This window comes from Halomonas sp. AOP7-B1-5 (assembly GCF_052353045.1).
Classification (GTDB): domain Bacteria; phylum Pseudomonadota; class Gammaproteobacteria; order Pseudomonadales; family Halomonadaceae; genus Vreelandella; species Vreelandella colorata.
Map to the genome: position 1 here is coordinate 17621 of NZ_JBQTDC010000037.1, position 23049 is coordinate 40669.

The 23049-nt window shown below is 52.7% G+C and carries 19 protein-coding genes and 2 tRNA genes; 17 read left to right on the plus strand and 4 right to left on the minus strand.

Going from position 1 to position 23049, the window contains the following annotated elements:
* The first annotated feature begins 105 nt into the window (after positions 1–105).
* The 3 genes from ACT3XD_RS15780 to ACT3XD_RS15790 all read left to right on the plus strand — a co-directional run bounded on the left by ACT3XD_RS15780 (position 106) and on the right by ACT3XD_RS15790 (position 1947).
* Positions 106–372, plus strand: a complete 267-nt coding sequence (locus ACT3XD_RS15780) for a DksA/TraR family C4-type zinc finger protein (protein ID WP_192536913.1) — start codon at positions 106–108, stop codon at positions 370–372.
* A 133-nt stretch (positions 373–505) separates the two neighbouring features.
* The gene (nfsA, locus tag ACT3XD_RS15785; RefSeq protein WP_192536914.1) at positions 506–1237 is read left to right on the plus strand and encodes an oxygen-insensitive NADPH nitroreductase; all 732 of its coding nucleotides are present in this window, start codon (positions 506–508) and stop codon (positions 1235–1237) included.
* 131 nt (positions 1238–1368) lie between these two features.
* Complete coding sequence (locus ACT3XD_RS15790; RefSeq protein WP_192536915.1) at positions 1369–1947, plus strand: hypothetical protein; 579 nt, start codon at positions 1369–1371, stop codon at positions 1945–1947.
* Between the two features lie 23 nt (positions 1948–1970).
* Here ACT3XD_RS15790 and ACT3XD_RS15795 read toward each other — a convergent pair whose 3' ends face one another.
* Positions 1971–2495, minus strand: coding sequence for a helix-turn-helix domain-containing protein (locus tag ACT3XD_RS15795; protein ID WP_192536916.1), 525 nt, complete (start codon positions 2493–2495; stop codon positions 1971–1973).
* 288 nt (positions 2496–2783) lie between these two features.
* Between ACT3XD_RS15795 and gltX the strand changes: the two genes are divergently transcribed.
* The 3 genes from gltX (at position 2784) to ACT3XD_RS15810 (ending at position 4564) form a co-directional block, all read left to right on the plus strand.
* Complete coding sequence (gene gltX, locus ACT3XD_RS15800) at positions 2784–4262, plus strand: glutamate--tRNA ligase (protein ID WP_192536917.1); 1479 nt, start codon at positions 2784–2786, stop codon at positions 4260–4262.
* 129 nt (positions 4263–4391) lie between these two features.
* A tRNA-Ala gene (locus ACT3XD_RS15805) sits at positions 4392–4467 on the plus strand.
* A 21-nt stretch (positions 4468–4488) separates the two neighbouring features.
* Positions 4489–4564 (plus strand) — tRNA-Glu (locus ACT3XD_RS15810).
* Between the two features lie 643 nt (positions 4565–5207).
* Here ACT3XD_RS15810 and gltA read toward each other — a convergent pair.
* Positions 5208–6494 carry a citrate synthase gene (gltA, locus tag ACT3XD_RS15815; RefSeq protein ID WP_192536918.1) on the minus strand — a complete coding sequence of 429 codons (1287 nt, stop codon included), beginning with the start codon at positions 6492–6494 and terminating at the stop codon, positions 5208–5210.
* A 537-nt stretch (positions 6495–7031) separates the two neighbouring features.
* Here gltA and sdhC point away from each other — a divergent pair.
* The 9 genes from sdhC (at position 7032) to sucD (ending at position 18789) form a co-directional block, all read left to right on the plus strand.
* A complete protein-coding gene (gene sdhC / locus ACT3XD_RS15820) occupies positions 7032–7409 on the plus strand; it encodes a succinate dehydrogenase, cytochrome b556 subunit (protein ID WP_026285629.1) in 378 nt (125 codons plus the stop codon).
* Entirely contained in the window at positions 7403–7750 is a 348-nt protein-coding gene (sdhD, locus tag ACT3XD_RS15825) for a succinate dehydrogenase, hydrophobic membrane anchor protein (protein WP_018916609.1), read from the plus strand. The genes sdhC and sdhD overlap by 7 nt, the downstream gene beginning before the upstream one ends.
* 3 nt (positions 7751–7753) lie before the next feature.
* Positions 7754–9526: a succinate dehydrogenase flavoprotein subunit gene (sdhA, locus tag ACT3XD_RS15830; RefSeq protein WP_192536919.1), complete on the plus strand. Its 1773-nt coding sequence runs from the start codon at positions 7754–7756 to the stop codon at positions 9524–9526.
* Between the two features lie 27 nt (positions 9527–9553).
* A complete protein-coding gene (locus ACT3XD_RS15835) occupies positions 9554–10264 on the plus strand; it encodes a succinate dehydrogenase iron-sulfur subunit (protein ID WP_018916611.1) in 711 nt (236 codons plus the stop codon).
* Between the two features lie 323 nt (positions 10265–10587).
* Complete coding sequence (locus ACT3XD_RS15840; RefSeq protein ID WP_192536928.1) at positions 10588–13422, plus strand: 2-oxoglutarate dehydrogenase E1 component; 2835 nt, start codon at positions 10588–10590, stop codon at positions 13420–13422.
* Positions 13423–13461: 39 nt separating this feature from the next.
* A complete protein-coding gene (gene odhB / locus ACT3XD_RS15845; RefSeq protein WP_192536920.1) occupies positions 13462–15051 on the plus strand; it encodes a 2-oxoglutarate dehydrogenase complex dihydrolipoyllysine-residue succinyltransferase in 1590 nt (529 codons plus the stop codon).
* A gap of 117 nt (positions 15052–15168) precedes the next feature.
* Positions 15169–16605: a dihydrolipoyl dehydrogenase gene (lpdA, locus tag ACT3XD_RS15850; protein ID WP_192536921.1), complete on the plus strand. Its 1437-nt coding sequence runs from the start codon at positions 15169–15171 to the stop codon at positions 16603–16605.
* Positions 16606–16750: 145 nt separating this feature from the next.
* The gene (sucC, locus tag ACT3XD_RS15855) at positions 16751–17917 is read left to right on the plus strand and encodes an ADP-forming succinate--CoA ligase subunit beta (RefSeq protein WP_018916615.1); all 1167 of its coding nucleotides are present in this window, start codon (positions 16751–16753) and stop codon (positions 17915–17917) included.
* The gene (sucD, locus tag ACT3XD_RS15860; protein WP_007111115.1) at positions 17917–18789 is read left to right on the plus strand and encodes a succinate--CoA ligase subunit alpha; all 873 of its coding nucleotides are present in this window, start codon (positions 17917–17919) and stop codon (positions 18787–18789) included. The genes sucC and sucD overlap by 1 nt, the downstream gene beginning before the upstream one ends.
* Positions 18790–18878: 89 nt before the next feature.
* Here sucD and ACT3XD_RS15865 read toward each other — a convergent pair whose 3' ends face one another.
* Positions 18879–19922 carry a lysylphosphatidylglycerol synthase transmembrane domain-containing protein gene (locus ACT3XD_RS15865; protein ID WP_192536922.1) on the minus strand — a complete coding sequence of 348 codons (1044 nt, stop codon included), beginning with the start codon at positions 19920–19922 and terminating at the stop codon, positions 18879–18881.
* On the minus strand, positions 19906–21024 hold the full coding sequence (locus ACT3XD_RS15870) for a glycosyltransferase family 4 protein (protein ID WP_192536923.1): 1119 nt from the start codon (positions 21022–21024) through the stop codon (positions 19906–19908). The genes ACT3XD_RS15865 and ACT3XD_RS15870 overlap by 17 nt, the downstream gene beginning before the upstream one ends.
* Before the next feature lie 342 nt (positions 21025–21366).
* Between ACT3XD_RS15870 and ACT3XD_RS15875 the strand changes: the two genes are divergently transcribed.
* Both ACT3XD_RS15875 and ACT3XD_RS15880 read left to right on the plus strand, forming a co-directional pair.
* Positions 21367–21783 (plus strand): CopG family transcriptional regulator, encoded by a 417-nt coding sequence (locus tag ACT3XD_RS15875; protein WP_192536924.1) that lies wholly within the window; start codon positions 21367–21369, stop codon positions 21781–21783.
* Positions 21784–21805: 22 nt separating this feature from the next.
* The gene (locus ACT3XD_RS15880) at positions 21806–22984 is read left to right on the plus strand and encodes an extracellular catalytic domain type 1 short-chain-length polyhydroxyalkanoate depolymerase (protein WP_192536925.1); all 1179 of its coding nucleotides are present in this window, start codon (positions 21806–21808) and stop codon (positions 22982–22984) included.
* Positions 22985–23049: the final 65 nt, after the last annotated feature.

A 23049-nucleotide genomic window follows, 5' to 3' on the forward strand; every position in this document is an offset into this window, starting at 1 on the left:
CTGCTTATCAATCAGCTTTACGACATCAGCAAAACTCTCCGTTGTTAAGCAGCAAGACTTATTATTGCTATCTTGATAGGTAGGCCAATAAACAGGAGATAGATAATGGCAGGCGGATGGGCAAAGGATGGTGCCGAACAAGAGCAAATCGAAAGAACGCTGGACGATGCCGTTGAGCTGGCTCGCAGCCGACTCCCTCGGGGGGAAAGTCGTAAATATTGTGAAGAGTGTGATGGGGTGATCCCTGAGGCACGCCGTATTGCTGTTCCCGGTGTACGGCTATGCGTTGCTTGTCAGAACGAGCACGATAAAAAACAGTCGAATGCTGGCAGTTATAATCGTCGAGGTAGTAAAGATAGCCAGCTTCGCTAGCAGGCCCACTATACTTTTTCTTGAGGCCTAATATATTGCATCTTATTTGGTGAAACGTTTAGCAGTAAGCTAGCGGCGTGGTGCTGTGCAATTCTAATGTTCGATAAGCGATACTCTATTTAGACGAGGAACCATGAACGACGTTATTAAACTCTTGAAATCCCACCGCTCCATTCGAAAATTCAGCGATCGCCCCGTTGCGCACGAATTACTGATCGAGCTTATCCAGGCAGGGCAAGGCGCTGCAACGTCCAGCCATGTTCAGGCATACACGGTTATTCATGTCAAAAACGCAGCTAACCGCGAGCAGATTGCTGAGCTGGCGGGGGGGCAGTCATATATTGCCAGCTGTGCAGATTTTCTGGTCTTCTGTGCCGATATGAAACGCCCAACCGAGGCGTCTGAGCGAGCGGGTTCCAACGTCGTACGCGGAATGACCGAGCAGCTGCTGGTAGCCACGGTAGACACCGCTTTAATGGCCCAGAATGTCGCGACAGCCGCTGAATCCGAAGGGTTGGGCATCTGTTATATCGGCGGGATCCGCAATAATCCACAGGCTGTCAGCGATCTTTTAAAGCTGCCTGAGCATGTTTACCCCGTATTTGGTATGTGCCTTGGCTACCCGGCCCATGAGCCAGAAGTAAAGCCCCGCCTGCCGGTTGAGGCTATTTTAAAAGAAGACTACTACAGTGACGACAGCGCGCAGGTGCAAGCGTTTGATGACACCATGCAGACGTATTATCAATCGCGTAGCAGTGGTAATAAACATTCCGACTGGTCGCAAAACCTAAAGCCGCTATTTGATAACAAGCTGCGTCCGCATATGCGTGACTTCCTGATCGAGCGTGGTTTTGAAATGAAATAAAAGCGCTGTTAGGTCAACGCAATGGCAAAGGCCACTGCTGGGCGACTTAATTTACTTCGTGAACGGCCTAATTCACTGTGGTCTTAGGGCTGCAGTGATAATCTGTAAACTGCCGTTGTCGAGGAAGCATTATGTATAAGCTACAAGCGGGTGTGGGTTTAGTAATGGTCGTGTCGCTATTGATCGCAGGTTGTGGTGACGAGGAGCATGAACCGCTTCGTGAACGATCGGATCAGACATCCAGCAACGTTCTACCTGCTGATGCGCCAAAAAACGTTGAGCAGGCATCGGTCGCGCCTTTAGAGGTGGCGATCTCGACATCTGTTTCCTTGCGCACTGACCGGCGTTTAATGGTTGAAGGCGAAACCAATCTTCCTGATCAGGCGCAGGTGCAGATCATTGTAGAGCGTGAAGTAAGTCGAGTTCGTTGGCATGCGCGTACCAATGTAAATAATGGTCGCTTCAGTGCTGGCCCGTTCGGTTCGGGAAGCGGTTTGCCGGATGGCACTTATGTAGTAAGCGTGCAGCTTTCCGCAGCAAGCGTACAGCCTGAGGCTGTGCAAGATCGCATTGGTCGCCGTGGGGAGCATTTGGCGGGAGAGCTGGTAAGCCAATCCCGCCATGGGTTAGGACAGTTGGCCACCTACTCACGCCGTTTCTTGGTGGGGGATGAACCAAGACGAACACGTGACCAGGTGGAAGTTCATTAAAATATTATGGGGAGGGGGATGCTTTAGACAGAACGCCAATGGGCGAGTAGTACGGCGTGAATAGCAGTGTCAGAGGGCGCTTTTGCAAAGTGCTCAAGGACAAAGCGATCATCACGTTTTATAAGGTAATGCCCTGCTTTATGAAACACATGCGTCGGACCCAGTAGCAGTAGATCATTCGCTGCAACAGGGGCGAAGTCTGTGTCAGGACCGGGAGTGGCCATAACGCATGGCGCCTTCCAGTCAATGTTTAAAGACAGGTGATGCGGCACGGTAATTGTCGTTGCCTGTACCTGTTCCCAGGGGAGGGGGCCAGTGTGCGTCAACGTCAATAGTTGAGGAGCAGTGTCACCTTCTAACAGGGTGGCAAGCGAGCAGTCGAGCGCTTCGGCAAGTGCGACTAAGCGCTCATGACCGATTTGCTTAATTGCGCCTGATTCCCAGTAAGAGATAGTGACATCCGACACGCCAACGTTGCGTGCTAGGGCAGCTTTATTGAGCTTGGCCCGAAGCCGCAATTGCTTGATTCGTGAGCCTAGCGATTCCATTTCGATTTCCTATAAGTGAGCTTTATCAGCTCGTTCTGTTTACTTCCACCGCAAGCGCGGTGATGTGGGCATGCTGGGTGTGTTTAAACACTTTTTATCAGCATGATCGCCGATCATAGGCGCGGCGACATACTAAGCGATTGTGCAATGTCGCGCATCTTGTAATCTATAACCTTATGACTTTTTATATGACGCTTTTATACGCTAGTCGTTCCCTTTATGACGCTGTTGGTTGCGCGTAGGGTAGGTATAATATCGCCACGCTTTCTCGCTATTAAGGATGTCTTCATGACTGTACGTACTCGCATTGCACCCTCCCCAACAGGAGACCCCCACGTTGGTACGGCTTATATTGCGCTGTTCAATTTATGCTTTGCGCGTCAGCATGGCGGCCAGTTTATCTTGCGCATTGAGGACACGGATCGCGTGCGCTCGACGCCTGAGTCAGAGCAAATGATTCTGGATTCCTTACGCTGGCTAGGCCTTGAGTGGGATGAAGGTCCCGATGTTGGTGGCCCGCATGGCCCTTATCGCCAAAGTGAGCGTGGCGATATTTATGCGAAGTACGCTCAGCAGTTGCTGGATGCCGGGCATGCCTTTAAATGTTTCCGAACCGCAGAAGAGTTAGATGAGCTGCGTGAATCCCGTAAGGCCGAAGGTTTGCAGCTGGCCCTGAAACCAAGCGATTTGGCCTTGGATGAAGCGGAAGTAGCTCGTCGTGAGCAAGAAGATTGGCCCTACGTAGTACGCATGAAGGTGCCAGGCGAAGGCGTCTGCGTAGTTAATGATATGCTGCGTGGCACGATTGAAGTGGAGTGGGCTCAGGTCGATGCGCAGATACTGCTCAAGTCCGACGGAATGCCTACCTATCATCTGGCGAACGTCGTCGATGACCATTTAATGGACATTACTCACGTTCTACGCGGTGAAGAGTGGATTAACTCGGCGCCGAAACATCAGCTGTTGTATGAATATTTTGGTTGGGATATGCCTGAGCTATGTCATATGCCGCTGTTGCGTAATCCCGACAAGTCCAAGCTTTCTAAACGTAAAAACCCCACGTCGATTAATTACTATCGCCGTATGGGCTTTTTACCCCAAGCAGTTACCAATTACCTGGGTCGCATGGGTTGGTCCATGCCCGATGAACGCGAGAAATTTAGCCTATCCGATATGATGGCTGAGTTTGATATCCAGCGAGTATCGCTGGGCGGGCCGGTATTTGATCTTGAAAAGCTCACCTGGCTCAACGGCGTTTATATTCGTGAGGACCTAGATGATGACGCGCTACTTAACGCGCTGCGCGAATGGGCGTTCAATGACGCTTATGTGAAGCAGATTCTGCCGCAGGTGCGCCCACGGGTAGAAACGCTTTCACAAGTAATGCCGCTGGCCGGGCATTTTTTCTCCGGGTTGCCTGCGCTCAGCGAAGATGATTTTGATAGCGTGAAGCTGGATAAAGAGGAGCTGGTAAAACTGCTGCAGTTTTTGGTCTGGCGCCTTGAGGTCGTGCCAGCCTGGCATAAAGAAGCTCTACTGGAAGAGGTGAAAAGCCTCGCTGAACACTTTGAGCTTAAAATGAAAGCGTTCCTGGCGCCTGTGTTTATCGCCATTACGGGAAGTGCCTCAAGTACATCCGTTATGGATGCCATGGCGATACTAGGCTCAGATGTAACCCGCGCGCGCCTGCGCAGTGCTATTGATGTACTGGGCGGCGTTTCCAAGAAACAGGTGAAGCGCTTTGAGAAAGAGTATCGCGACCTGTAATTCGATAAGCTAATCGCTGCAGAAAACGCCATCTTTATGTAGCTACTAAGAGGGTGGCGTTTTCCTTTGATTGAGAGGTTGACGAAGGCAAGCGTAATCAGTACTATACGCTCCGTCTTCAAGACATGTGGGGCCTTAGCTCAGCTGGGAGAGCGCAACACTGGCAGTGTTGAGGTCAGCGGTTCGATCCCGCTAGGCTCCACCAATTAAGTAGATTTGTCGTAACGTCCCATTCGTCTAGTGGTCTAGGACACCGCCCTTTCACGGCGGTAACAGGGGTTCGAACCCCCTATGGGACGCCATCTCTTTTTATACTTTCCTATCCCGATATCAATGTGGCAATGAGTTAATCATTCGCTGCGTTTTGCCTGCCTGTTAGTCTGAAAAACGGCTAAATTCTCACTTTAATTGCTGTTTTTTTGCTTGACTTGTCCACTTTTGGTGATCCTTTGGGCAGGTTGTGCACAACCCCTTGCTGCACCCGCGAAAAATATTCAAAATAGCTTATCTTGTTTAAAAACAATTACTTACGGGAGGTTAAAAAATAACCAATCTAAGGCTAGGTCACTGTTCATGGCGATTGTGGGGCATTCCTGCGAGGTTATGAACAAGCTTATCCACAGATAGTGTGGAAAACATTTTTCTATCCTGGCTCCTTAAAAAGTCAAGCGCTATTACAGCCTATTGCGAGCCTTTTGGCTGGTGCTTTCGTCTATTGAGAGGGTGGGATATAGACGTTTGAACAGATCTTGGTTGAAGTATGGCTAGTTGGCTTAGTGGCCCATTGAAAGGTGCGTACAGGGGGCGTCAATAAGGTAGGGTAGTGATGGCCAAAAGATAAGGTGGAGAGTTAAAAGGAGTGGCCATATAGAGGCGCGCAGGCACGTAAACCAAGAAGGCCACCCGAGGGTGGCCTTCTTCATTTAGATGTGCGCCGACGAAAATTTATTTCTTCGGGTAATCACGTTGGTCGTGGCCGATGTAAAGCTGGCGAGGCCGACCGATTTTATAACTTTCGCTCAGCATTTCGTGCCAATGAGAGATCCAGCCAATGGTGCGCGACACGGCAAATATAACCGTGAACATATTGGTGGGAATGCCCATCGCTTTCAAAATGATGCCTGAGTAAAAGTCGACGTTCGGGTAGAGCTTACGCTCGACGAAGTATTCATCTTCCAGCGCAATTTGTTCAAGGCGTTTGGCAATTTTGAGCTGCGGATCGTTAGCCATGCCTAGTTCGGCAAGCACTTCGTCGCAGGTCTCTTTCATTACCTTGGCGCGAGGGTCAAAGTTGCGATATACGCGGTGACCAAAGCCCATCAGCTTGAACGGGTCTTCTTTGTCTTTTGCCTTATCAATAAAGCGCTGGATGTTCTCTTCAGAGTCGTCGCCGATCTCATCAAGCATCGCCAGTACGGCTTCGTTAGCGCCGCCGTGTGCTGGGCCCCATAGTGCAGCGATACCCGCACTGATGCATGCAAACGGGTTGGCACCGGTAGAGCCTGCCAGGCGTACGGTAGAGGTAGACGCATTCTGCTCATGATCGGCATGCAGCATGAAAATGCGATCCATCGCTTTCGCGTAGACTGGGTTGATTTTGTACTCTTCGCACGGGTTGCTAAACATCATGTAGAGAAAATTCTCTGCATAGCTCAGGTCGTTGCGCGGATAGTTAAACGGCTGGCCAACATTATACTTGTGCGACATGGCCGCCAGAGTAGGCATTTTGGCAATCAGACGAATAGCGCTGATAATGCGGTCTTCTTCTTTGGTGATGTCCATGTGGTCATGGTAAAAAGCCGCCAAGCCGCCGACTACGCCACAAAGAATCGACATGGGGTGCGCATCACGGCGGAACCCTTTGAAGAAGTTGTTGATTTGGTCGTGCACCATCGTATGGTTGCGGATACGTGCCGCGAAATCCGCATACTGCTCATCGTTAGGCAGCTCACCAAACAGCAGAGTGTAGCTTAGTTCAACAAAGTTGGACTCTTTCGCCAGTTGGTCAATGGGGTAACCGCGGTGTAGCAGTACGCCCTTGCCGCCATCAATATAGGTAATGGCAGATTGGCAGGAAGAGGTGGCCATAAAGCCGGGATCGTAGGTAAACAGGCCTTCAGCACCTAGTCCACGAACGTCAATAACGTCAGGGCCAAGTGTGCCGGAATACATGGGTAGCTCGATCGATTTATCGAGACCGTCTACCGTCAATGTTGCTTTCCTGTCAGCCATGCTGGCCTCCTTTCGGATTCGGGTTGGACGTAAAGTCATTGTTTCGCAGACCGCGCCGGCGAAAAGGCTTGCCCACTATAGAAGCGTGCGACATTTTGTCAATTAGTCAAAACGCTAGGCGTCATCGCTGCAAAACGTCATGTGAAAATTTTATGCATATCAAACGTACAAGCGTAGTTATGCAAAATTATTATTGTGAACAATACTTGTATATAGTTGCTGCTCGTTATAGTAGCGAAGTGTCAGAGGTTTGACGACTCCTTAACAGGCTTATCAAATCATCTCAGCTCTGTCACTATATCGATGCTGCAACGCAAAATCGACTCGGGTTGATAGCTTTTTTTTTGCTCTATAGTCGAGTTAGGTCCGAGATCGGTTTGTCAGCAGGGGCGAAGGTTCTTATAATCCACGGCGCGCGACCGGCAGGTAGGTGGTCGTGCCAGACTTGGCAAACGGCCGAGCCCCTTCCAGCAACCACTGCCCGCTCGGGCTATGCCCGACCTGTCGCAGAGCGGGCCAAGAGAGTGTGTATAAGCCGTGAATAGCAAACGACCCGTAAATTTAGATCTAACAACGATACACTTCCCACTTCCGGCACTGACGTCGATTACCCACCGTGTTACGGGGGTTATTTTGTTCGTGGGCCTGATTTTCGCTTTTTGGGCGCTGGGTAAGTCACTGTCATCTCCGGCAGGCTTTGATGCTGTTAGCAATGCGCTAGCCAATAACGTATTGGCGAAGTTCATTGCATGGGGTCTGCTATCTGCTTTGGCGTTCCATTTTGTGGCAGGTATTAAACACCTGTTAATGGATGCAGATATTGGCGTGACGCTAGAAGGTAGTGTGCAAAAAGCACAGATCACCGTAGTGGTCAGTGCGGTTCTGATTATTCTGGCAGGAGTTTGGGTATGGTAACCAACATCACAAGTTTTGGCCGTAGCGGGCTGTCTGACTGGCTGATGCAGCGCGTTTCCGCGGTCGTACTGGCCGTTTATACGGTCTTTATGGTGGCCTACCTGCTGTTGCATCCAGACCTTGACTACTACACCTGGAGCGGTCTGTTTAACCAAACGTGGATGCGGATCTTCTCGCTGTTAGCCTTTATCTCTATCGCAGCGCACGCCTGGATTGGCCTGTGGACCGTAACCACCGATTACCTTAAGTCCACTCTACTGCGCGTAGGTGCCCAGACGCTGATCATTCTGGCCATCTTCGTATACCTGGTGTGGGGCATTCAAATTCTGTGGGGAGCTTGATCCATGTCTAACCTTCGTAGCCTGACGTTTGACGCCATTATCATTGGTGGCGGTGGCGCTGGCCTGCGCGCTGCTCTGGAGCTGGCTAAATCCGGTAAGAAGACAGCCGTTTTATCTAAAGTGTTCCCGACACGCTCCCATACTGTTTCTGCTCAGGGTGGTATTACCTGTGCTATTGCATCATCAGATCCTAATGATGACTGGCGCTGGCACATGTACGACACCGTTAAAGGCGGCGACTATATCGCTGACCAGGACGCGTCAGAGTACATGTGTTCTGAAGGCCCTAAAGCCGTATTTGAGCTTGAGCACATGGGCTTGCCGTTCTCTCGCTTTGATAATGGCCGTATCTATCAGCGTCCGTTCGGTGGCCAGTCCAAGAATTTTGGCGAAGGCGGTCAGGCAGCACGTACCTGTGCAGCGGCTGACCGTACTGGCCACGCACTGCTACACACGCTTTACCAGAATAACCTGAAGAACAACACGACGTTCTTGAATGAGTGGTACGCGGTTGATCTGGTGAAGAATGCCAGCGGTGACGTGGTTGGCTGTATCGCTATGTGCATTGAAACCGGTGAGGTCGTTCACGTTAAATCGAAAGCGACCGTGCTGGCGACGGGTGGTGCAGGCCGTATCTACGCCTCTACTACCAATGCGCTGATCAATACGGGTGACGGTATTGGTATGGCACTGCGTGCCGGCTTCCCGATGCAGGACATGGAAATGTGGCAGTTCCACCCGACCGGTATTTACGGTGCGGGGACGCTTGTGACTGAAGGTTGCCGGGGTGAAGGTGGCTACCTGATCAATAAAGACGGCGAGCGCTTTATGGAGCGTTACGCGCCCAACGCGAAAGACCTGGCGGGTCGTGACGTGGTGGCGCGCTCCATGGTGATGGAGATTCTGGAAGGCCGCGGCTGTGGCGAGAAGGGCGATCACGTCTTCCTGAAGCTTGATCACTTGGGCGAAGAAGTTCTAGGCAAGCGCCTGCCGGGTATCGTTGAGCTTTCCAAAACCTTCGCACATGTTGATCCGGCAAAAGACCCGATTCCGGTCGTACCTACCTGTCACTATATGATGGGCGGTATTCCGACCAACATTCATGGTCAGGCGATTCTGCAGGACGAAAGCGGCAACGACCAGATTATCAACGGTCTATTTGCCTGTGGTGAAGCAGCCTGTGTATCAGTTCACGGCGCTAACCGTCTGGGCGGGAACTCTTTGCTTGATTTGGTGGTCTTTGGACGTGCGGCTGGCATGTTTATAGAAGGCGCGTTGAACGAAGGTATTGAGTACCTGGACGCTTCCGAATCTGATATCGAATCCGCTATGAAGCGCATCACCCGCTGGAATGAGTCTGAAGGTGGCGAGAGTATTCCTGCGCTGAAGGCGGAGCTTCAGGACATCATGCAAACCTCTTTCGGTGTATTCCGTGAAGAGAAAAACATGGTTGAAGGTGTTCAAAAGCTTGCCGACCTGCGTGGGCGTATCGCCAATGCGCATTTGCCTGACAAATCCAACGCTTTCAACACTGCTCGTGTAGAAGCGTTAGAGCTTGATAACCTGATGGAAGTGGCCGAAGCAACGGCGATTGCTGCCCTTGAGCGTAAAGAGAGCCGCGGTGCCCACTCGCGTTACGACTACCCGGACCGTGATGACGTCAACTGGCTGAAACACTCGCTCTACTTCCCCGCAACGAAAGAGCTGAAGCAGCGCGATGTTAACTTTAAGCCAAAAACTGTTGATACGTTCGAACCTAAGGTTCGTACCTACTAAGCTTCGTATTGACGAGAGGGAGTTATAATGTCCAATCTTCAGGTATCCGTATACCGTTATAATCCGGAAACCGACTCCGCGCCTTATATGCAGGAGTTTCAAGTTGATACCAAAGGGCGCGACATCATGGTGCTGGATGTACTGCACCTGATGAAAGAGCAGGATAGTGGCCTGGCGTTCCGTCGTAGCTGCCGTGAAGGGGTTTGTGGCTCTGATGGTATGAACATGAACGGCAAAAACGGCTTGGCGTGTATTACGCCGCTGTCAGATGTTGTGAAAAACAACAAGCTGACTTTGCGCCCGCTACCTGGCTTGCCGGTTATCCGCGATATGGTTGTGGATATGGGGATTTTCTATAAGCAGTACGAGCGTATTCAGCCGTACCTGCAAAATGAAACGCCAGCACCCGCCATTGAGCGTTTGCAGTCGCCCGAAGACCGTGAAAAGTTGGACGGCCTGTACGAGTGTATCTTGTGCGCCTGCTGTTCCACCTCATGCCCGTCGTTCTGGTGGAACCCCGATAAGTTTGTCGGGCCTGCCGGCCTGCTACAGTCTTATCGCTTCCTGGCAGATTCGCGTGATACAGCAACCCGCGAGCGTTTGACCGATCTGGAAGATCCGTTCTCAGTGTTCCGCTGCCGCGGCATCATGAACTGTGTAGCAGTTTGCCCGAAGGGCTTAAATCCGACGCGCGCCATCGGTAAAATCCGTGAAATGCTGCTTGCGGATGCAACGTAAGTACCCTTTGAGCAAATAAAAAGCGATTGCCACGCAACTTGTATCGCTTTGCTACTTAAATCGTGGCGCTTCGCTTGTTATCATAGGGTTTGTCATAAGGTGCGGCGACGCGTCGCAGCTTATGACCAGACACGTTTAAAAGCCGGTGCTGTACGTACCGGCTTTTGAGCATGAACTGATTAAGAACCGCTAGATAAGTAGGGCTTCCGGCTTTGAGCCGATGCCGCCGGCAAATGTTCCGCCCCGCCGGCAGGGCAATAGCGATGTCGTTGCGTTTTTGCAGCGATGCCGATACCACCCCATCAGTGCAGGGTGACCGAGAGATGCAACAAGGCATAATGGAGTTAATGTGGCGTTCCTCTCACGTTAGTGGTGGCAATGTCCACTACGTGGAAGCGCTTTACGAGCAGTACCTCGCCGATCCCGATGCTGTTCCCGACGAATGGCGTAGCTATTTTGATCAGCTACCCAGTTCTGAGGGCAGTGCCTCCCACGATGTTCCACTAAGCCCCGTTCGTGATCAGTTCTACCAGTTAGGCCGCGAAAGCCGTCCTGGTCGGGTAGTCGCCGCTGCCGATAGCGGTGAGAACAAAAAGCAGGTTAAAGTCCTGCAGCTGATCAATGCGTATCGCTTTCGTGGCCATCAAAAGGCCGATATCGATCCGCTAGGACTGCGCAATCCCACCCCCGTCCCTGACCTCGATTTGTCATTTCATCAGCTGACGAAAGCTGATCTTGATACAGAGTTCCAGACCGGTTCATTTTTCCTGGGTATTGATAAGGCCCCGCTGCGTGACATCGTGGATGCGCTGGAGAAGACATACTGTCGCTCCATCGGCTGCGAGTTCATGCACATTGTGGACACCGAAGAAAAACGTTGGCTGCAACGTCGCTTCGAATCAGTACGCAGTGCTCCCAAGTTTAGTGACGATGTTCGCAAGCATGTACTTGAGCGTCTGACCGCTGCGGAAGGCTTGGAAACTTACTTGGCGTCTAAATATCCAGGTACCAAACGCTTTGGTCTTGAAGGCGGTGAAGTCTTTGTACCTATGATGGACGAGCTTATCCAGCGTGCTGGCGGTTATGGTACAAAGGAAGTCGTTATCGGTATGGCGCACCGCGGTCGCCTTAACTTGTTGGTCAATATTCTGGGTAAAAATCCCGCTGATTTGATTGACGAGTTCGACGGCAAGAAAGTGATTGAGCGTGGTTCTGGCGACGTGAAATATCACCAAGGCTTTAGCTCTAACGTCATGTCACCGGGTGGCGAAGTCCACTTGGCCATGTCGTTCAACCCGTCGCATCTGGAAATCGTAGCGCCGGTGGTTGAAGGGTCGGTACGTGCACGTCAAGACCGCCGCAAAGATCCCGCAGGGGATAAAGTTTTACCCATCAATGTTCATGGTGATGCTGCTTTTGCTGGTCAAGGTGTGGTCATGGAGACATTTCAGATGTCTCAGACCCGGGCCTATAAAACTGGCGGGACGATTCATATCGTCATCAATAACCAGGTGGGCTTTACGACGTCTAACCCCCTGGATGCTCGTTCTACTGAGTACTGCACTGACATCGCCAAGATGGTTCAAGCGCCTATCTTTCACGTTAATGGTGATGATCCTGACGCCGTTATCCATGCTACCCAAGTGGCGTTGGACTACCGTCAGCAGTTCAAAAAAGACGTTGTCATTGATTTGGTCTGCTACCGTCGTCGTGGGCACAACGAAGCCGATGAGCCTTCCGGTACGCAGCCACTAATGTACGCCAAGATCAAAGACCATTCTTCAACGCGCACAGTTTATGCGCAGCGTCTGGTTGAGCAGGGTGTTTTATCTGAAGACGACGCCAAAGCAATAATGGAAACCTATCGCGATGACTTGGTCGCGGGTAACCACGTTGCCAATGCGCTGGTGCAGGAGCCTAATACATCCCTGTTTGTGGATTGGGCGCCGTACCTGGGGCATGAGTGGTCTGGCGATGCCGACACGTCTTTTGACATGAAGCGTCTTCAGCAGCTGGCTGCGAAAATGTGCGAGATTCCGGATGGGGTCGAAGTGCAGCGTCAGGTAGCCAAGATTTACGAAGACCGTCGCAAGATGCAGGCCGGTGGCATGGCCATGAACTGGGGCTTTGCAGAAACGCTGGCCTATGCCACTTTGCTGGAGCAAGGCCATCCCATCCGGATTACCGGTCAGGATGTAGGCCGCGGTACGTTCTCGCACCGTCACGCCGTGGTACATAACCAGAAAGATGGCTCTACCTATGTGCCGCTGCAAAACATGGCCGATGGCCAGCCGACGTTCACGATTCATGACTCTTACCTTTCGGAAGAGGCCGTGCTGGCGTTTGAATACGGCTACTCGACCACAGCGCCGAATGATCTAGTTATCTGGGAAGCCCAGTTTGGTGATTTCTTTAATGGTGCCCAGGTGGTGGTCGACCAGTTCATCTCATCAGGTGAAACCAAGTGGGGCCGGCTGTGTGGCCTGACGATGTTGCTACCCCATGGCTATGAAGGTCAGGGTCCAGAGCACTCGTCTGCCCGACTGGAGCGATTCCTGCAAATGTGCGCTGAGCACAACATGCAGGTGTGCGTACCCACAACGCCTGCGCAGATTTATCACTTGCTGCGTCGTCAGGTTATTCGCCCGCTGCGTAAGCCGTTGATCGTTATGTCACCTAAGTCGCTTCTGCGCCATAAAGAAGCGGTATCGAGCCTTGATGATCTTGCCCACGGCAAATTCCAAATGGTATTGCCGGATCAAGCGGATCTGGTTGCTGAAGAGGTAACGCGTGTGATTCTGTGTTCAGGCAAGGTCTATTATGACCTGGCGGCTTGGCGCACAGAGAATGAGCGTAACGATACGGCGATTATTCGTCTTGAGCAGCTCTATCCCTTCCCGAAAGAAGAGCTTCTGGAAGTGCTCCAGGCGTATGCCAATGTGGAAGATATTGTCTGGTGTCAGGAAGAGCCATTGAATCAAGGCGCCTGGTATTCAAGTCAACACCACATGCGTACAGTGGCCGATATGCTTAAAGATGGCCTAGGACGCGAGTTGAAATTTGCAGGACGTCCTGCCTCTGCCGCACCGGCAGCGGGCTACATGTCCGTTCACACTGAACAGCAGCGCCAACTGGTGGAAGACGCTTTTAATCTATAAAGCGCCCACCGGATTTAGAGAACACATAAGGGAAACGACATGGCTACTGAGATCAAAGCGCCAACCTTTCCGGAATCCGTTGCCGAAGGTACTGTGGCTGCGTGGCATAAAAAGCCGGGTGACAGCGTCGAACGTGACGAACTGATTGTTGAAATCGAAACCGACAAGGTGGTGCTGGAGGTCGTTGCACCGGAAGCGGGTACCCTGACTGACGTGATGGCCGAAGAGGGCGAAACCGTCGAGTCTGAGCAGGTGCTTGGCAAAATCGGTGAAGGCAGTGCTTCAGGCGACGACAGCGGTAAGAAAGAAGAAAAATCTTCTGACGATGACGGCGCTGAAAAATCCGAAGAGAAATCCGACGAAAAGAAAGACGCCAAGCAGGAAGAGAAGCAAGCCAGCAGCGGCGGTAAGCAGCATGACGTCAAGGCGCCGAGCTTCCCTGAGTCGATTCAGGAAGGCACCGTTGCTACCTGGCATAAGAAAGTCGGCGAAGCGGTTAAGCGCGATGAAGTGCTGGCTGATATTGAAACCGATAAAGTTGTGCTCGAAGTCGTAGCACCGGCTGACGGTGCTTTGGCTGAAATTAAGGCCGAAGAGGGCAGCCAGGTTGAGTCCGAAGCGATTCTTGCAGTCTTCACTGAAGGCGGCGGTAGCGACGTAGCGACAGCGGCTGATAAAGAGCCAGCCGCCTCTGCTGACGATGGCGCCAGCGATGAGAAGATGGGCGATAAGATTGTTGCACCGGCTGCACGTAAGTTGATTGCTGAGCACGACCTTGATGTTGCCAAGATTGAAGGTACGGGTAAAGGTGGTCGCGTCCTGAAAGAAGACGTGCAAAAAGCCGTGAAAGATGGCTCCGCCAAGAAAGGTGCTGCCAAACCTGCTGCTGCACCGGCTAAATCAGCGGCGGCGCCTGTGGCTGAAGGCGAGCGTGCTGAGAAGCGTGTACCTATGACCCGCTTGCGCCAGACCATCGCCAAGCGCCTGGTTCAGGCGCAGCAAACGGCGGCGATGCTGACGACGTACAACGAAGTGGACATGACTGAAATCATGGCCCTGCGTGCGCAGTACAAAGATACCTTCCTCAAAGCGCATGATATCAAACTGGGCTTTATGGGCTTCTTTGTTAAAGCGGCCTCTGAAGCGCTCAAGCGCTTCCCGGACGTTAACGCCTCTATCGACGGTACCGACATCGTTTATCACGGTTACCAGGATATTGGCGTTGCGGTATCTACTGACCGCGGTCTGGTCGTACCGGTACTGCGCGACACGGACAATATGAAAATTGCTGACGTCGAAAGAACGATTGTCGACTTTGGTAAACGTGGTCGTGACGGCAAGCTGGGTATGGACGACATGATCGGTGGTACCTTTACCATCACTAACGGTGGCACTTTCGGTTCGCTGATGTCGACGCCGATCATCAACCCGCCGCAGACCGCTATCTTGGGCATGCACAAGATCCAGGATCGTCCGATGGCGATCAACGGTAAGGTCGAGATTCGCCCTATGATGTACCTGGCGCTCTCCTATGACCACCGTATGATCGACGGCAAAGACGCCGTTCGATTCCTGGTGACCATTAAAGAATTGCTGGAAGATCCGGCACGTCTGCTGCTGGACGTCTAAGATACAGTCACTACGTATCTTCGCGTATTTACGCGTCACCTTCTAATGCAATCGCACACAGCCCCTCTCCCGGCTAATGTCAAAACGGGAGAAGGGCACCAAGCTAAAGGAGCCAACATGGCTGACAAGTTTGATGTGATCGTTATCGGCGCTGGCCCTGGCGGTTACGTTGCTGCTATTCGTGCAGCACAAATGGGCCTGAAAACAGCCTGTGTTGAGAAATGGGTCAATAAAGAAGGCAAAACCGTTCATGGCGGTACCTGCCTAAATGTCGGCTGTATTCCTTCTAAGGCGCTGCTTGAAACGTCGCATAAGTTTGTTGAAGCGCGCGATCACTTTGCCGAAGTAGGCATCGAAATCGACGCGCCGAAGGCTAATATCGCCAAAATGCTCGAGTTCAAAAACTCGGTCATTAACAAGAACGTTGGCGGCATCAGCGCGCTGTTCAAAGCGAATGGCGTTACTTCACTGGAAGGTAAAGGCAAAGTTACTTCTTCCACAGAAGTTGAAGTAACTGACCACGATGGCAATGCGACAACCTACACCGCTGACAACATCGTTATCGCCGCAGGCTCCGTACCGGTTGAAATTCCGCCGACGCCGCTGACCGACGACCTGATTGTGACATCGACAGGCGCGCTCGAGTTTACCGAAGTACCCAAGCGTCTGGGGGTTATCGGTGCCGGTGTTATCGGCTTAGAGCTGGGTAGCGTTTGGAAGCGTTTAGGTTCTGACGTTACCGTTCTTGAAGCCATGGACAGCTTCCTGCCGATGGTTGATGGTGCGATTGCCAAAGAAACCCAGAAGCTGCTCAAGAAACAGGGACTGGACATCAAACTGGGCGCACGCGTGACCGGTTCTGAGGTTAAGGACAGTGAAGTCGTCGTTAAGTACACCGATGGTGACGGCGAGCAGGAAATGACCTTCGACAAACTGATTGTTTGCGTGGGTCGTCGTCCTTATACGCAAGGCGTGATTGCCGACGGCGTAGGTGTTGAGCTTGACGAGCGTGGCTTTATTTTCGTTGATGATCAGTGCCGTACCAATGTCCCGAGCGTCTATGCGATCGGTGACTGCGTACGTGGACCGATGCTGGCGCATAAAGCATCTGAAGAAGGCGTTATGGTGGCTGATATTATTGCCGGCCATAAAGCTGAAATGAACTACGATGCCATCCCCAGCGTTATCTACACCTCGCCTGAAGTGGCATGGGTAGGTATGACCGAGCAGGATGCCAAAGCCAAAGGCATCGAAGTTAAAACGGGCTCTTTCCCGTTCTCGGCCAACGGTCGTGCGCTTGCCAACAATGCGCCTGAAGGTATGGCCAAGATTATTGCCGATGCCGAGACCGACCGCATTCTGGGTATGCATATCGTCAGCCAGCACGCGGGTGAGCTGATTGCCCAAGGCGTTATCGCAATGGAATTTGGCTCCAGTGCCGAAGACTTGGCGTTGACCTGCTATGCCCACCCGAGTACTTCTGAAGCGATTCACGAAGCGGCTCTCGCGGTGGAAGGCCATGCAATTCATATGGCTAATCGTAAAAAGCGTTAATAAGTTCAGCGGTAACAACCAAGCGCCACCATAAGGTGGCGCATCACTTTCGGGCATGTTGTAAAATAGCGCGCGAAAGTACGGGGATAGCCAGTTTCGATAACTGGCTGTCGTTCGAGTCACATGCAACCAATGGCATGAATCGATGAACCTTCACGAGTATCAAGGCAAACAGCTGTTTGCTGATTATGGTCTACCAGTGTCCAAAGGCTTTGCCGTGGACACTCCCGAAGAAGCAGTAGAAGCGTGTAAAAAAATCGGCGGCGACATGTGGGTTGTTAAAGCCCAGGTTCACGCAGGTGGTCGCGGTAAAGCGGGCGGCGTTAAGCTGATCAAAGATCCCGCCGAAGCAAAAGCATTTGCTGAGCAGTGGCTGGGCAAAAACTTGGTGACCTTCCAGACTGACGAAAAAGGTCAGCCGGTTGCCAAGATCCTGGTTGAAACCTGCACCGATATTGCTGATGAGCTGTATCTGGGTGCCGTCGTCGATCGTACTACCCGTCGCGTGGTCTTCATGGCCTCGACTGAAGGTGGTGTCGAGATCGAAACGGTTGCAGAAGAAACGCCGGAAAAGATTCTTAAAGCCGAAATCGATCCGCTGGTCGGCGCACAGCCGTACCAGGCGCGTGAACTGGCGTTTGCTCTGGGCCTGAAAGGCGACCAGATCAAACAGTTCACCAAGATTTTCCTAGGCCTCTCCAAGCTGTTCCATGACAAAGATCTGGCGCTTTTAGAGATCAACCCGCTGGTTATTACTGACGAAGGCAATCTTCACTGCCTCGACGCCAAACTGGGCCTCGACAGCAACGCGCTGTATCGTCACCCGGATCTGCAGGCCATGCGTGATCCTTCCCAGGAAGATCAGCGTGAAGCCGATGCGGCGAAGTGGGAACTGAACTACGTTGCTCTCGACGGTAACATTGGTTGCATGGTTAACGGCGCAGGCCTTGCCATGGGTACCATGGACATCGTCAACCTGAGCGGCGGCAAACCGGCTAACTTCCTGGACGTTGGCGGCGGCGCGACCAAAGAGCGCGTTGCAGAAGCGTTCAAGATCATTCTGTCTGACGACAATGTTAAAGCCGTTCTGGTTAACATTTTCGGCGGTATCGTTCGTTGCGACATGATTGCTGAAGGCATTATCGGTGCCGTTGAGCAAGTCGGTGTCAACGTACCGGTTGTCGTTCGCCTGGAAGGTAACAATGCCGAGCTGGGTGCTGAGAAACTGGCATCTAGCGGTCTGAACATCATCGCTGCTACCAGTCTGACCGATGCGGCTCAGCAGGTCGTTAAAGCGGCGGAGGGCAAGTAATGAGTATCCTGATCGATAAGAACACCAAGGTCATCTGCCAAGGTTTCACCGGTGGCCAGGGCACGTTCCACTCCGAGCAGGCGATTGCCTATGGTACGCAGATGGTCGGCGGTGTAACGCCGGGCAAAGGCGGCCAGGAGCACTTGGGTCTGCCGGTTTTCAACACCGTTAAAGAAGCGGTTGAGAAAACAGGCGCGGAAGCCAGCGTTATCTACGTTCCGGCACCGTTCTGTAAAGACTCGATCCTTGAAGCTGCAAATGCAGGCATCAAGCTGATCGTGTGCATCACCGAAGGTATCGCCACGCTTGATATGCTCGAAGCAAAAGTAAAATGCGACGAGTTGGGTGTGCGTCTGATTGGCCCGAACTGCCCTGGTGTTATCACCCCGGGCGAATGCAAAATCGGTATCATGCCGGGTCATATCCACCAGCCGGGCCGCGTAGGTATCGTATCGCGCTCAGGCACCCTGACCTATGAAGCCGTTAAGCAGACGACTGATCACGGTTTCGGCCAGTCTACCTGTGTAGGTATCGGCGGTGACCCGATTCCGGGTTCCAACTTTATCGACATCCTGGAGATGTTCGAAAAAGACCCGAAAACCGAAGCGATCGTCATGATCGGTGAAATCGGCGGCACGGCTGAAGAAGAAGCAGCGGCTTACATCAAAGCCAACGTTTCCAAGCCAGTGGTATCCTACATTGCCGGTGTTACTGCACCTCCTGGCAAGCGTATGGGCCACGCCGGCGCGATCATTTCTGGCGGTAAAGGTACTGCTGACGAGAAGTTTGCTGCCCTGGAAGACGCCGGTGTTAAAACCGTTCGTTCTTTGGCAGAAATCGGCGATGCACTGAAAGAAGTGACTGGCTGGTAAGTCACGCTCTATCTTGCATGTCAAAAAAGCACCCTTCGGGGTGCTTTTTTATTGCCTGGCATTTATTGGCTCAAGGACGATCAGTCGCGTTATCTAAAGCGGCTAAGCTTGGCCTCATGCGGTGAAGCCTGCTGCCCCAGGCGCTTAAAGCCGAACCACAGCAGGACAGGAGCGCCTGCGAGTATGTAAAGGTGATACGACACCAGCCGCCAGATCAATACCGCCGCACCTATTTGAGCCGTCGTTAAAAAAGGCATTAACAACGCGCTAACGCCTACCTCAGCAGTGCCCGCACCGCCTGGCAGAAAGCTGAACTGGCTAGCAGCCATACCCAGCATCTGAGTAAAGAATGTCCAGAGCCAATCGATATTGCCTCCCACGCCGATCACCGCCAAATACAGCAGACTGTAACGAGCGCACCAGTGCATTATCGTGAGTACCCATACGGCCCCCAGTATCCGTTTAGGAAGTTTGAGCGTACGTAAAAATGCCTGGCGACAACGTAGCGAACGACGCAGCAGCGTGCGCTGCCAAGTACGCCTAAAAAAACGGCTATCGGTAAATATGCCAAGCCGCCAGCGCGGAAATGTCCACAGACACAGTGATACCAGCACGATAACCGTGAGTAGCCCCAATAAGGACCACTGAATTAAGGTCTGATAGGGCCAGCCGGTATCGACGGATAGGGTATAAGCTGCCAGGCCACTCAATAAGCTGATGAAAAATAGCGAGTCGAACCCCTGGTCGATCAAAAATACACCGGCCCCTTTCGCGGGCGACAGGTCGCGCCGGGCAAGAAGTGTGAGCAAAACTGCAGGCCCTCCGCTTCCTCCAGGCGTTGCGCAAAGTGCACACTTGGTGGCTAGTTCAATACCTAAAGCGCTACGTTGATTCATGGGGCCTGCACGCCCATTCAATAAAAGGCGCAGCCTTAAGGCATTCAAATTCCAGCACAGCACGGCTAACGCCAGCATGCCCAGAAAAATTGAGAAAGGAAACGCTGCCAGCTCGCTCCAGGCGGCATCCCCGCCTATCCAATGGGTGAGCAGTAACGGCGCTGACAACGCCAAGGTAATGAAAAGTAGATGAAGCAACCACTTGGACTGAATAAGGTGTTTAACCGTTTTTGGCATGAAGTTGCTGCGTTTCGGGTTGATGGAGCGCCTGATAATGCTTTAAAAGATCAAGAATAACCTTATCCCAGTTAAAGTGGCGTTCAACATGGCGGCGAGCATAGCGCCCACTGGCCGCGATATCGCGGTTAAAAAGTGCGTGGCAGGCGTCCGCCATTTCATCAGGGTCAAGGGGCTTGCAAAGAACACCTCCCCCCAACGGCACGTTTTCAGCCAAGGCGCCGATATTGGCAGCGATAACCGGTAGGCCGCATGCCATTGCCTCTTGGGCGACCAGCCCAAACGTTTCCCGGGTGCCTGCATGAAGCAGTGCGTCGCTACTGGCTAATGCTGTGGCAACTTCATGGGCATTACAACAGCGATCCACCACCGATACATTGCTGGAAACCTGGCGCGGCATGCCTGGCCCGATTAACAAAAGATGGTACTGACTACCCAGCTTGCGCATAGTGGCAAGCAACACATCGATATTTTTTTCGCGTGAATAACGCCCAACGAATATCAGCAGGCGCTTGTCAGCAGCGATACCTAGCGTACTGCGTAGATGCGGGTCACGGGCGCCGGGATGGAAACGTTCAAGATCAACGCCCAGCGGCTGCACGCGCACATTAGGCACACCCCATTCGAGTAACCGATCAGCTATCGTTTGAGATGGGGCTAAAACACTATCGAAGCGCGAGTAGAGATCCACGACGTAGCGTTCAAGACGCTTGCAGACCCGTTTACCAAAACGGTCGCCCATCAGGCGCGGCAGATCAGAATGATAGAAGCCGGATACCGGCACCCCCAGCTTTTGGCCAGCGGAAAGAGCTGCCCAAGCCGTCACATAGGGGTCACCCGCTTCGATCATATCCGGGTTTAGCTCTATCAATCGTTGCCGCCAAGGCGTGCTGCGCACTGGAAAACGATAGCCCTGACCTAACGGCAACCGTAGCGCGGGCAGGGTATGCAAATCGCCGAGGCTATCGCGCTCGGCGCCAGGCACAAGCAAGCTCGCACGAAAGTCGGGATAGCGACTCATAACGCGATGCTTGGCCTGTAAATAAGTGCGCACACCGCCGCTGGCGGGCGCATGAAACATGGTCACATCGGCAATATGCAAAGCAACCTCCGAGCCATCAAAGTGTCATCGGTTTATCATAATGCAGAGATAAGTCAGTTATACGACAGTTATCGCCAGCTGACCAGTTTGGCCCGCTCAAAGTATCCGAGTGTTCAGTACTTACCTGCGTTTTTGGCCTGTTAAGTCCCCTTGTTCTGGTAATGTCCGGGGGATTCCCATCTTTGTTAAAACTTCTGGGTATTCACTCTTATCCTGGTCTGCCGTCTTGACTATAACAACGCATAATCTACTCTACCATCCATATGGATGGTAAATGGATTCCATAAGGATGTTTTTTTAGCCTTTATTCTGCATTGCGGTAAGGCCACTGAGGAAGTAAATATGAGCGTGCATGAATTACGCCGTAAGCCTGGCGACTCCAGCGAAAAGATCACGATTAATGTGGGAGTCATCGATCTTGGTCAGATCGACCTGCTGGTTCAGGAAGGGTTTTACTCCAACCGAACCGATTTGATTCGTACGGCTATCCGTAATCAGTTGACAACCCATGCCGAGGTGGTCAAAGAAACCGTATCGCGTAAATCTTTCGTGCTCGGGCTGGAGCACTACAGTCGCTCGGATTTAGAAGCCGTTCAGGCGGCGGGCGAGATGCTGCAGATTCAGGTGCTGGGCATGGCCAGCATTGCAAACGACGTTACCCCCGAGCTCGCTGCCGCCACCATTGAATCGGTGGTCGTGTTGGGCGCCTTAAATGCCAGTGCCGCAGTGAAGGCTGCGTTGGCAGACCGCATTCACTGAATTCTTGATGAGGGCATTGATAATGATCGACGCCACTGTGACCCAACGAATGCAAGAAGCGACGCGGCTTACCCGCGCTGGAAAATTGAAGGAGGCCATGGCGCTGCTTCAGGGCGATGGGGATGGTTGCAAACGTCAGCAGGCACCCATAGCCTCTTCTCAGCCCGGTAACGTATATGAAAGTACCTGTCAGTGTGTGGAAGAAGAAGTTTCAAGCGTAAAGCCTGAGGCAGAATCTCCCTCTTTTGGACGTGCCACCCGTACCCAAGAGGCACCTGACTGGCGCAGCAAATGGACCAGCTTTCAAGGCATGGCGCAGCCTGGTCATACGCCTGGTCGTTCTGAAGAAGCTAAACCCGGAGCTTTTACCGCAGGCAGTTTCAGCAATCGAGCGGGCACGCGGGATTACAAAATTTTTCTGCCGAGTAGCTATCACGGCCAGGCGATGCCGCTGGTGGTCATGCTGCATGGCTGTACCCAGAACCCGGATGACTTCGCGGCAGGAACCCAGATGAATCAACTGGCCGAAGAGCAGGCGTTTTGCGTGCTTTATCCGGCCCAGCCGATAAGTGCCAACAGCTCCAGATGTTGGAACTGGTTCAAGGCGAGCGATCAACAGCGCGACGGCGGTGAGCCCGAGGTGCTGGCGGGCATGACGCGCGAGATACTCGATACCCATAAGCTTGACGCTACGCGGGTATACGTCGCCGGGCTCTCCGCCGGCGGCGCCATGGCTACAACCTTGGCGATGACCTATCCGGAACTTTTCGCCGCCGTAGGTGTGCACTCCGGGCTGCCTCATGGCGTGGCCAAGAGCCTGCCCGACGCGCTGGCCGCCATGCAGGGCGGCGCACCCGGAGCAAAAGGGCAGGGGCGTCATCCGGCATCCAGCGTGCCGGCGATCATCTTTCACGGTGATCGCGACACCACCGTTCACCTGAGCAATGCCGAACGCGTAGCGGCGCAGTACGCCATCACACAGGGCAAGGGGGATGTTGATGCAGGACGCGTGGCAGGCGGCCATGGCTACACGCGCACGGTCTATCGCGACGCCATGGGTGAGGCGCGCCTGGAGCAGTGGCGCATTCACGGGGCTGGCCACGCCTGGGCCGGGGGTAGCTCACTAGGAAGTTACACTGACCCCAAAGGGCCGGATGCTTCCAAGGAGATGTTGCGCTTTTTCATGCAGCACCATCATTAAGAGCACCATCAAAAATAAGAAAGCCATCAAAAATAAGAAAGCCATCAAAAATAAGAAAGCCATCA